The 8,935-nt window shown below is 72.3% G+C and carries 9 protein-coding genes; 3 read left to right on the forward strand and 6 right to left on the reverse strand.

Annotation, left to right across the window (positions count from 1 at the left end):
* The first annotated feature begins 197 nt into the window (after positions 1–197).
* Positions 198–1,481 carry a hypothetical protein gene (locus ABZ484_RS37715; RefSeq protein ID WP_358870469.1) on the forward strand — a complete coding sequence of 428 codons (1,284 nt, stop codon included), beginning with the start codon at positions 198–200 and terminating at the stop codon, positions 1,479–1,481.
* A 110-nt stretch (positions 1,482–1,591) separates the two neighbouring features.
* On the opposite strand, the gene ABZ484_RS37720 is transcribed toward ABZ484_RS37715, so the two are convergent.
* From ABZ484_RS37720 to ABZ484_RS37740, 5 genes are all read right to left on the reverse strand, one after another.
* Positions 1,592–1,873 (reverse strand): hypothetical protein, encoded by a 282-nt coding sequence (locus ABZ484_RS37720; protein ID WP_358870470.1) that lies wholly within the window; start codon positions 1,871–1,873, stop codon positions 1,592–1,594.
* Between the two features lie 69 nt (positions 1,874–1,942).
* Positions 1,943–2,974, reverse strand: a complete 1,032-nt coding sequence (locus ABZ484_RS37725; RefSeq protein WP_358870471.1) for an EamA family transporter — start codon at positions 2,972–2,974, stop codon at positions 1,943–1,945.
* A complete protein-coding gene (locus ABZ484_RS37730; RefSeq protein WP_358870472.1) occupies positions 2,971–3,579 on the reverse strand; it encodes a TetR/AcrR family transcriptional regulator in 609 nt (202 codons plus the stop codon). Before ABZ484_RS37730 ends, ABZ484_RS37725 begins: the two co-directional genes overlap by 4 nt.
* A 60-nt stretch (positions 3,580–3,639) precedes the next feature.
* Positions 3,640–4,539, reverse strand: coding sequence for a helix-turn-helix transcriptional regulator (locus ABZ484_RS37735; RefSeq protein ID WP_358870473.1), 900 nt, complete (start codon positions 4,537–4,539; stop codon positions 3,640–3,642).
* Positions 4,540–4,736: 197 nt separating this feature from the next.
* Entirely contained in the window at positions 4,737–5,279 is a 543-nt protein-coding gene (locus tag ABZ484_RS37740) for a GNAT family protein (RefSeq protein ID WP_358870474.1), read from the reverse strand.
* Positions 5,280–5,428: 149 nt separating this feature from the next.
* On the opposite strand from ABZ484_RS37740, the gene ABZ484_RS37745 reads away from it, so the two are divergent.
* A complete protein-coding gene (locus ABZ484_RS37745) occupies positions 5,429–6,421 on the forward strand; it encodes an aminoglycoside phosphotransferase family protein (protein WP_358870475.1) in 993 nt (330 codons plus the stop codon).
* 94 nt (positions 6,422–6,515) lie between these two features.
* On the opposite strand, the gene ABZ484_RS37750 is transcribed toward ABZ484_RS37745, so the two are convergent.
* Complete coding sequence (locus tag ABZ484_RS37750; protein ID WP_358870476.1) at positions 6,516–7,985, reverse strand: MFS transporter; 1,470 nt, start codon at positions 7,983–7,985, stop codon at positions 6,516–6,518.
* Between the two features lie 381 nt (positions 7,986–8,366).
* Here ABZ484_RS37750 and ABZ484_RS37755 point away from each other — a divergent pair, with 381 nt between their 5' ends.
* Positions 8,367–8,729 (forward strand): YciI family protein, encoded by a 363-nt coding sequence (locus ABZ484_RS37755; protein ID WP_358870477.1) that lies wholly within the window; start codon positions 8,367–8,369, stop codon positions 8,727–8,729.
* The last annotated feature ends 206 nt before the right edge of the window (positions 8,730–8,935 follow it).

The raw sequence follows: 8,935 nt of genomic DNA on the forward strand, positions 1-8,935 counted from the left end.
TGTTCGTCGTCGCGGTGGCCGAAGGCCCGCACTCGTGAACCCCTCCGCTCCGGGCGCTGCCGGCGGGCGGTGGGGCGGCAGGCGCGCCCGGGGTGACGACACCCTCATCATGACAGGTCAGAGGCCGTTTGCGTAGGATGAACGGCACACCTCACCAGGCTTGTTGGACCCTCCGGGCGGCGCCCAGAATCTCCGCCATGAATCACTCGGGGAAAGTCGACCAGGACGACATACTGCGGGCGCGGAACGTACTGCTCGCGTCGGGACGCCGCACCGCACACGAGGAAGTCGGCGCCTACCGGGTACTCGCCCGGGTCAGTCCCGCCGCTTACCTGCCCCGCCTGGTCAAGGCCCTGCTCCGCCTGAGTCACGACACCGGCTCCGGCCGACGGCATGCGGCCTGTCTCGCGCTGCGCGAGGAGGCGGTGGCCGCGGCGCGGGCCGTCGATCCGGCCGAACCCGCCCGCGCCGACCTTCTGTACGACGCGCTCGACTCGTGCCAGCGAGAGCTCTACACCCTGGGCCGACGCGCCGAAGGACTCGCCATGCGCGCCGAGATGCTCTCCATCGGCCGTGCCCAGGCCGGACTCTCCGCAAGCCCCGCGGTCAGAGGACTGCGTACCTGGGCTGCCGGCCTCTCCGAGGAGGGCCGGTACGCCGAGGCCGCCGACGCCTTGACCGAGTGGGTGGCGGCCATCCTGCCCGACGGGCCCGGCAACGGAAGTCTCGCCTGGTCACTTCTGGAATGGATCGCCGCTCTCGACGACGCCGGCCGTCCCGGAGAAGCACTCGCCGCGTTCGAGACACTCGTCGGCATGCAGGCGGACGAATCCGCGGACGATCGCGCCCCGATGGCCTGCCACCTCTACTCCCTGATCGGCTACGCGCGGATGCTCGACACCCACGGCCGAGGCGAACAGGCGGCCGCCGAGAGGCAGAAGGCGCTCGCCCTGCTGGCGGAGCTGGCCGCCGACGGCGAGCGCAAGTCCTGGAGCGGTTATCAGGCGACCTACTGGGCGGTTCTGCTGTCCTGCTCCGGCGCCGACAGCGAGCGACCGGCGGCCGGAGAGCCGCGCCCGCCCTCGGGAGCGACGCCCATGGAGTGGTCTCCCGATGTCAGGCTGCGCCACTTCGAGAGCCGCGTCACCCTGCGGGAAAGGGTGAACGACCTCGCTCCGCGAGCCGCCGCGGATCCGGACCGGCACCTGGCCGAACTGGTCCGGCTCCACCGGGTACTCACCGTCCGCTCCGCCGTCTACTGGGAGCACCGCACCCATCTCTTCCCGGAGCGGGTGCGCTCCCTGTTCGACGACGGGGTCGCTCTGGCCCGCCGGCTGCACCAGCACGATCCTGCGGGCGGAGCCCCCGTACTGGCCGACGCCCTGACGGACCGGTCGACCTTCCACACCGCCGTCGCCGAGTTCGGACCCGCCCTCGATGACTTCCGCGAGGCCCTGGGTCACCTGGGGAAGGCCGGCTGACGGCCGAGCCACCCCACCCGGCCCGCAGAGAGCCGTAGGTACTCGGGTGCCCTGCGCGCACCTTGGCCGCGCGCAGGGCGGTCGCTGCCTCGCGCCCCTCGGAGCGGCAGTCACCGCTTCGCGCACCTCGGATAGGAGGCGCCCTCGGAGCACGCGTTGTAGTCCGAACTGGACACGTCGACCTCGACCTCGTCGCCCTTCGAGGTACGGACCGTCAGTTCGTACTCGGTGTGGCACGAGCGGCGCTTCTTCTTGCCGGTCCCCTTGGACTTGCACTCGCGGTCGGTGTCCTTCGCTATCACCTTCCCGGTGGCAGGCTTGTGCTGATCGGAACAGCCGGTGAGGGCGAGCGCGGCGACCGCGGTGACGGCGAGGGCCAGACGGATACGCATGAGTCGGTGTTCTCCTGTCCTGGGCGACGTGCCCGTTCCGCATCGTGCGGCGAAAAGGTTCGGTTCACGCTAGCGGGTGGTGTCCAGGGCCGGGGCGGGGTCCGGCTGAGGTATGGCGTGGGCGTGGGCGTGGGCGTCGGCGTCGGCGTCGGTGTGCGGTGGGGTGGTGGTTCGAGGCTCGGGTGCGGTCGATGTGGTGAGCACGGCGAGGCAGCCGACCACCGAGGCGATGCCGGCCCATCCCAGTGCGGGCAGGCGTTCGCCGACGACCAGGACGGCCAGTACGGCGGCGACGGCGGGTTCCAGCAGGGAGAGGGTGGTCGCGGTGCTCGCCGGGACGTGCGCGAGGCCCCAGCCGAAGAGGACGTAGCCGGCGAACATGGGCACCAGGGCCATGTAGGCGCCTACGGCCGTGTTGGGCCAGGTGTCGAGGAGCGGGGCGCCGGTGGCCAGCAGGACGGGCATCAGCAGGGCGCCGCCGAGGCCGAAGACCGTGCCCATGGCCGCGGCGGAGCTCACGCCACGGCTGATCAGGCGGTGCGCCGCCCATGAGTACAGGGCGTAGGTGAGGCCCGCGACGAGGCCGAGCCCTACGCCGAGCACGATGGACCCCGCCGAGCGGGTGGCGGGGCCGGAGTGGGCGTCGGCGGACTCGGCCGCGCAGAGCAGCACGGTGCCGATCAGGCCCAGGGCGGCGCCGGCCGTCCAGCGGCGGGTGAGGCGCCGTCCGTCCATGACGCGTTCGACGAGGGCCGAGGCGAGTGGGGCCGAGCCGATCGACACCACCGTTCCCGCGGCGACTCCGGCCAGGTGCATGGAACTGTAGAACGCCAGGGGGTAGGCGCCCACAGCCAGCCCGCCGAGGACGACGACTCCGCGCCGCGTGCGGAGCGCGGGTGCCTCCCGGCGGATGCGAGGGACGGCGACGAGCGCTTGCAGCAGCCCCCCGCATCCCATGGCGACGGCGCCGATCGCGAGAGGTCCCACGTCGGGGGCGAGGGTCGCCGCGGTGCCCGTGGTGCCCCAGAGCACCGACGCCAGCAGCACGCACAGCGAACCCGCGCCCGTCGAGCCGGTCCGGTGTCCGGCGGGCCGCGTCACAGCCGGTCCAGCAGGTCGGCCGCGATCGTCCGGGCGTGCTCGAGCCGGGTGCCGGCGCCCTCCAGACCGGCGCGGGCCATGGCGCCCTCCAGCAGGAACGCCAGATGCTCCGCCACCGCGCGGGCCCGCTCGGGCTGATCCGGCAGGAGGGCCTCGACGTGCTCGGCGAGCAGGGACTCGACTTCCTCCTTGTGCCGGCGTACGACGAGGCGCCCCTCGTCTCCCGCGGGCAGTTCGGCGGCCGCGTTGAGCAGACCGCACCCGCGGAAGCCGTGCTCGTAGGCGAAGGCCGCGTGGTCCGCGTACGCGTCGAAGACGGCGAGGACGCCGCCGCGCGCGCCCTCTGCCGCGGCCAGCCGCCGCCGGTACAGGCCGAGCCACTCCTCGTGCCGCGCGTCGAGGTAGGCGATCACCAGATCGGCCTTGGAGGAGAAGTTGTTGTAGAGGCTCATCTTGGCCACGGCCGCTTCGGCGGTGATCGTGTCGATGCCCGTGGCGGCGACACCGTCGGCGTAGAAGCGGCGGGACGCGGCGGCGAGCAACCGCTCGCGTGCGGGTCGCCGCCGCCCGCTGGGCTCTGGCACGGCGGCATCGGTCCTGGTCATCGCGGCCCCTTCCGTCATTAGGTAGGTCAGTCTACCTAATGACCTGGGGCGCAACGGGCGTCAGCTCCTCGTGGACTGCCGCGAGGGCGCCGACGCCGGGGCCTCATGGGTGGCCGCCCAGGACGCCAGCAGACGCAGACTCTCTTCGGACGGCGAGCCGGGCTCGGCGGTGTAGATGGTCAGGGTGAGGCCCGGTTCGGCGGCCATGTCGAGCCCTTCGAAGGCCAGGGTGAGGTCGCCGACGACCGGATGATGGAAGCGCTTCGTTCCGGTGCCGTGGTGACGGACGTTGTGCGCGCCCCAGCGGGTGCGGAACTCCTCGCTGCGGGTGGACAGCTCCCCGACGAGGTCGTGCAGGTCCTTGTCGTACGGGTTGCGGCCCGCCTCGGTGCGCAGGATGGCGACGGCCATGTCGGCGAAGAGGCCCCAGTCGGGGTAGAAGCGCCGGGAGGCGGGATCGAGGAAGTTGAAGCGGGCAAGGTTGGCCTGGTTCGCGGGGCCGGCGTAGACGTCGTGGTAGAAGGCGCGGGCGAGCTGGTTGGCGGCGAGGAGATCCATGCGGCCGTTGCGGACGAAGGCGGGTCCGGCGGTGATGGCGTCCAGGGTCCACTGAAGGCTGCGGTGGGGCTTCCACTGGTCCTTGGACCGGCGCCGCCGGGGGCGGGTGAGGACGTCGGAGCCGTCGGCGGCCTGCGCCAGGTGGAGGAGGTGGGCGCGTTCGGCGTCGTCCAGCTGGAGGGCGCGGGCGACGGCCTCCAGGACGGCCGGGGAGACGCCGGCGAGGTTGCCGCGTTCGAGTTTGGCGTAGTACTCGACGCTCATGTCGGCCAGGGCGGCGACCTCGCTGCGGCGCAGTCCGGGCACGCGGCGCCGGGAGCCGGCGGGCAGTCCGGCCTGCTCGGGGGTGATGTTGGCGCGCCGCGAGGTGAGGAACTCGCGGACCTCTTCACGGTTGTCCACCCCTCGACCGTACGTCCCGCGGGCCGGGGGAGGGATGTACTGCCGGTACACCCCTCGCTGATGACGCGCCCCCTGCGCGCAAGAACGCCTGTCCGGAACACCGGAACACCGGAACGGATGGCACTTCGACCACCCCGGCACGCCCGTGCCCGCAGCCCGCGCCGCCCCCGCCTGCGCCGTGACCGCCGCGACGCCCCCTAGTTCTTCGAGTCCGGCTTCCAGTCCCGGCCAAGGAGTCCGAGCAGCACCTCGTCCAGGAACTCGCCCATCACCCAGGCCGAGGAACGCAGCACGCCTTCGCGTACGAAGCCGTTGCGCTCGGCGGCGCGCAGCATCGCGGCGTTGTCGGCGAGGGTCTCGATCTGCAGCCGGTGCAGGCCGCGCACGACGAAACCGTAGTGGCACAGCACCGCGACCACGTCGCTGCCGTAGCCCTTGCCGCGGCAGGACGGCAGCAGCCCCAACCCGATGTGCGCGGACCGGTTGTGCTGGTCTATGCCCCACAGCGTCGCGGTCCCGACCAGCGTGCCGCGGTCCAACTCCACCACGGAGAACGGGACGTGCCCCTGCTCCTTGTCGTCCACCACGAGCCGCGGATCCTTCGCGCCGGGCGTGATCGGACGCCACGGCCCGCTTTCGGCCCGGGAGGAGTTGACCACGTCGTCGTAGAGCTCGGCCCGCAGGACCGGGATGTCTTCCTCGTGCCGGGCCCTGAGCCCGACCTTGTCGCCTTTCAGCATGCAGGCTTCCTATCCGACCCGGCCGGTCGGCGGCAATCCAATAAGATCGCCCACCCCACCACGGCGCACGAGCCGACGCCACTGGACGGAGCCGTGGGCGACCGGCACCATGGGAGCGCTTCCATGTCCCGTGTCCGAAAGCGTGCCTCATGCAGAGCCAGACCAAGCGCAGCGTGACCCCCGACGAACTCGACACCATGCTCCGTGCCTCCGCGGGCGTCGGGTGCCGCGTGGAGGCCGAACTGGCCGACGGCTGGTTCAACACCGCCTACCGTGTCGCGCTGGACGACGGCCGGCCCGCCGTGGTCAAGGTCGCCCCGCCGGCCGACGCCGAGGTCCTGCGCTACGAACTGGGCATCCTCGGGACGGAGGCCATGGTCTACCGGCGTATCGCCGGCCTGCCGGACGGCGCGGTGCCGGCCCCCTCCCTGCTGCACGCGGGCAAGGAGTTCCTGGTCCTCTCCCACCTGGTGGGCACCCCGTGGGACAAGGCGACCGACAGCCTGTCACCCGCCGTCCACGCGGCACTGCGCCGCGAACTGGGCGCGATCACCGCACGGCTGCACACCCTGGCACCGGAGGACGGCCGGTTCGGCTACCCGGCCGCCGAGTCCGCGCTGTCCGCCGCCGACTGGCGGACTGCGTTCACCGCCATGGTGGAGGCGCTCCTGGACGACGCCGAGCGCTGGCAGTCCCCGCTCGGCGTGTCCCCCGCCGACATACGGGAACTGGTCGCCGAAGGCGGACACGCCCTCGACGAGGTCACCGAACCCCGACTGGTCCACTTCGACCTCTGGCCGGGCAACATCTTCGTCCGCGTCGCCGACGACGGGAGGAACGCCCGGATCACCGGGCTCATCGACCATGAGCGGGCGTTCTGGGGCGATCCCGCCGCCGAACTGGTCTCCCTGGCCTTCGGCGGCGACGCCGGCCCGGACAGCGACCTCATCGCGGGCTACACCGAGGCCGGAGGCGCGCTGGACTTCGGCCCCTCGTTCCACCACCGGCTCGCCCTCTACCACCTCTATCTCGGCCTGCTGCTCGTCATCGAGTGCGGCCCCCGCGGCTTCGGCTCCGACCACCTCGCCTTCTGCCGCCGTACCCTCGCCGACAGCGTGACCAGGCTCCGGACACTGGGGTAGGCGCCCACGGGGTCGGCGAGGCGGACGAATCCGGCGCCTGCGAAGTCGTTCCGGATGCCGGCGTCGGACTCGCAGCAGCCGCGGCCGTCCGCCGTCAGGGCCGGGGGAAGAGGTCGCCCACTTCGTCGCGGGCCGCGGGTGCCGTGTCCTCGCGGCGGGCGACGGCGGGCCCGGCGCCGCGCAGGCCGAAGGCGGAGACGGCCGCGCCCAGCAGCACCATGACCACCGGGACGACGAGCGCGGCGCGGTAGGCGTCCAGCACCGCGCCGGGCGAGCCGTCGCTGCCGGCCGAGGCGCTCCCGTACACCGCGCTCACCGTGGAGATCCCGACCGCCGAGCCGAACTGGGTGAACGTGAACAGCAGCCCGCCGGCCAGGCCCTGCTCCTCCTTCGCCACGCTCTCGGTCGCCGCGATGGTGAGGGGACCGTAGGCGAGGGCGAAGGCGATGCCCGCGATGATCAGTGTCGGGAACATCGCCGCGTACGGCCAGTGCGTCCCGACCGGCAGGAAGAGCCCATAGGCCACGATCGCCAGCAGGAAGCCACCGAGGATCACCCGGCCGTTGCCGTAGCGCTTGACCAGGCGCGGGGTGAGGGTGGGGGCCAGGACGGCGTCGCAGCCCATGACGATCAGCGCGATCGCCGCCCGCAGCGAGGACCAGCCGCGCAGCTCCTGGAGATAGAGCGTGACGATGAACTGGAAACCGAAGAACGCGCCCAGGAAGAGCAGCGCGGCGACGTCCGCCCGCACCATCGCGGTCCTCCGGAAGATCTCCGGCGGGACGAGCGGCGCTTCGGCACGCCGTTCGATCACGATGAACGCCGCGATGAGCACCGGCCCGGCGGCGAGCGCGCCGAGCGTCGCTCCGAGCCCTTCGCCGCGGTGCTCGAGCCGGACGATGCCGTAGGCGAACACCAGCATCGCGGCGGCGGCGCCGGCCGCGCCGGCCAGGTCGTAGCCGCGTGGCGCGGGTGCGGGGCGGGCCTGGGCCGGCAGCAGTCCGAGCGCCGCGAGCAGGATGGCGCCGGCCAGGAACCCCGGGGCGAAGAACACCCAGCGCCAGCCGAGCTCGGTCAGCAGCCCGCCGATGACCAGGCCCAGCGAGAAGCCTCCGGCGCCGACGCCGGCGAAGACCAGCAGAGCCTTGTCGCGCTGTGGCCCCGCCGGGTAGGAGGTCGTGATGATCGACATGGCGGCGGGGGTCATGAAGGCCGAAGCCACACCGGTGACGAACCGGGCCGCGATCAGCATCCAGCCGTCGACGGCGATGCCGCCCAGCGTGGAGAAGACCTGGAAGACGCCCAGCCAGGTGAGGAACATCCGCCGCCTGCCCAGCAGATCGGCGGCGCGGCCGCCGAGCAGGGTGAAACCGGCGTAGCCGAGCACGCAGGCGCTCATCACCCACGCCGCGGCGCCGGTGGTCAGGCCGAGGTCCGCGCGGATGGCGGGGACGGCAACGGCCAGCATGGCGACATCGCTGCCCTCGATGAAGATCGTGCCGCACAGCACGAACAGCAAGGCCCGGGCGCGTCCGCCGTCGCGGGTCGCGGGGCCGGTGGGCACCGATGCGCTCCTCACCCGGCGAGCCGCTCGGCCGTCGCGGATTGGGCCCCGGGTTCCCCGGCGGCGGGCGCCGTCCGATGCGCGGCCGGCCGCGCGGGCCCGGCCGTCTCGCCCGTGCCCGCACACCGAACCAGCCGTCCCGCAGCCTTCGCGATCGCCATGGCCGCGACCGTACCGAGCGGCCGGTGACCTGGACCACACGTTTTCGTCCGCACCCGGATGCCTGTCTGTACCCGGATGAATGATTTGTCCGCACCTGGATGAATGAGACAGGCAGGGCGCCGCCCAGGTGCGGAAAAATTTTCGTGCCGGCCTGTCGATTTCGCGGCTCGCCGTTCGTCTTACTCCGTCACCACCTGGTGGCGGCCATGAGGAGGAACGATGAAGTACATCATGCTGATCTACCAAGGCACCGCGTTCGAGGGGCAGGCCGAGCTCCCCGAGGAGGAGCGGCAGCAGGTATACGCCGACTACCAGGCGATCAGTCAGACGCCGGGGGTCACCCCCGGCGTGCCGATGGGCCTGCCCGAGAACGCGACGACCGTGCGGGTCGAGGGCGGCAGGACACTGACGACCGACGGCCCCTTCGTCGGGATGAAGGAGGCCGTCGGCGGCTGGTTCATCCTCGAGGCCGACAACCTCGACGCGGCCATCGAGCTGGCCGCCCGCCATCCCGCGGCACGCTACGGTGGCGCCATCGAGATCCGCCCCTCGGAGGTGTACTGGTCGAACGAGGCATCCTGACGACCGGTGACCGGTGGCCGGTTCGCCGGGTGGCGCGACCGGTTCGCCGGGATGAATGAGGCCGGGGCAGGTCAGCCCCTGGGCCGACAGCTTTGACGCGGCCATCGAGCCGCGGACCATCTACCTCGACAGCGTGCGCAACCACGCGCCCACGCTGGAGCACGTCAGCTGGCTGCACCAGCACGGCGGGCAGGTCCGCACGGTGC

Origin of the sequence: Streptomyces sp. NPDC006393, assembly GCF_040628575.1 — a bacterium.
In the GTDB taxonomy this organism is placed as follows: domain Bacteria; phylum Actinomycetota; class Actinomycetes; order Streptomycetales; family Streptomycetaceae; genus Streptomyces.